The organism is Roseisolibacter sp. H3M3-2 (assembly GCF_029211165.1).
In the GTDB taxonomy this organism is placed as follows: domain Bacteria; phylum Gemmatimonadota; class Gemmatimonadetes; order Gemmatimonadales; family Gemmatimonadaceae; genus Roseisolibacter.
Genome location: NZ_JARGEK010000686.1, coordinates 1 through 1,042 on the forward strand (window position 1 = coordinate 1; position 1,042 = coordinate 1,042).

The 1,042-nt window shown below is 63.3% G+C and carries 1 protein-coding gene; it reads left to right on the plus strand.

The features are described 5' to 3' along the window. Positions 1-282 (plus strand): hypothetical protein (locus tag PYV61_RS25735; protein WP_275836741.1); only part of this gene is annotated, 282 nt, incomplete at its 5' end. Positions 283-1,042: the final 760 nt, after the last annotated feature.

A 1,042-nucleotide genomic window follows, 5' to 3' on the forward strand; every position in this document is an offset into this window, starting at 1 on the left:
ATCGCGGCGCCACCATCGGGCAGGGTGACGCGCTCGCACGTCATGACGCGCGAACCGCCGGCGATCGCGTCAGACGCGGCCGGGAAGGCGTGGCAGACTCGAAGCGGGGGGAAGATGCGCGCACGATCACCGATTCGCCTCAACGAGCTGGCGCGAGGCGTCGCTCTCCGGCTTGAACAGATCCGGCCGCGACTCGTGGCGCGGGATGCCGAGCTCACGCTCAAGCGCCACGGCCTCCTCGCCGGAGACGCGCCGCTTCGTCTTAAGTGCCTTGTGAACTGACGGCTGCGAGATGCCCAGAACGCGGCCGAGCGCCGACTGTGACCCGGCCCGCTTAAGCGCGACCTGCAGGACTTCATCAGGGGCAATAGCCGAGTGCATGAGTCGTAGTCATAGCTTTGGATATAACCGAGTCAATAAGGGTTCGCGGGTGGCGGATTATAGCTGTGGCTATATCCTTCCGCAGGTGAGCATCGGCGAACGCGTAAAGGACAGGATGGAGCTGCTCGGCCTATCGCAGGCGGAGTTGGGCCGACGCGTCGGCATGTCGCAGCCGTCGATCTACAATCTCATCCATCGAAACAAATCAGGCTCGAAGTACCTTCACCGGATCGCTCGGGAGCTGCAGACCACTCCCGAGTACCTCACTGGTGAGACGGACGATCCGCTCGAGGGCGCGCCTCCACCGCCTCCGAAGCCGGCGTTGCAGCTTGTCTCGGTGACCTTGGCGCTACCCCATGAAGATGTACTGGCGGACTCATTCGAGGGCCTTCTTCGCGCCACGGCCGGGGCGAATCTAGATGAGGCCGGACTTGCGCGTGTGCTCGCGCAGCGCTTGCCCACAATCTTGCGCGTAGCGCGACTTCCGTTGGCGACAGAGACTGAGGCCGCTCTAGAGCAGCAGACAGATCCCGCTCGAAGTCCAACATCGCGGCAGCGATCGAAGCGCACATGACGGCGCAGGGCACACAACCACGAGGGCAGGCCGGGTCGGCGAGAAAGCGACTCACAAGAGGCCATTGTTCTACATCTGTTCTTTAGT